The organism is Algoriphagus pacificus (assembly GCF_017254845.1).
Taxonomy (GTDB): domain Bacteria; phylum Bacteroidota; class Bacteroidia; order Cytophagales; family Cyclobacteriaceae; genus Algoriphagus; species Algoriphagus pacificus.
In genome coordinates this window covers 1-395 of sequence record NZ_JAFKCU010000028.1, presented here as the reverse complement: position 1 = coordinate 395, position 395 = coordinate 1, and the positions used below count along the sequence as shown (strand labels likewise).

Here is a 395-nt window from a genome sequence, read left to right as displayed (position 1 = left end):
ATGACGATTCATCGCACCTGACATACATTAATAAATATTAACAATATGAAATTTCAACTCATTGTTTAGGGTTTGTTTAATTTTCTACACATACGATTCTGCGAACTTCAAAAAGCATCGGGAATAACACCATGAAAAAAATGCTACTCGCTACTGCGCTGGCCCTGCTTATTACAGGATGTGCTCAACAGACGTTTACTGTTCAAAACAAACCGGCAGCAGTAGCACCAAAGGAAACCATCACCCATCATTTCTTCGTTTCTGGAATTGGGCAGAAGAAAACTGTCGATGCAGCCAAAATTTGTGGCGGCGCAGAAAATGTTGTTAAAACAGAAACCCAGCAAACATTCGTAAATGGATTGCTCGGTTTTATTACTTTAGGCATTTATACTCCG

At 39.2% G+C, this 395-nt stretch carries 1 protein-coding gene; it reads left to right on the top strand.

Going from position 1 to position 395, the window contains the following annotated elements; translation table 11 throughout:
- Positions 1–131: 131 nt before the first annotated feature.
- Positions 132–395, top strand: a 264-nt coding sequence (gene bor / locus J0A69_RS22440) for a Bor family protein (protein ID WP_206588859.1), incomplete at its 3' end; no start/stop codon positions are given.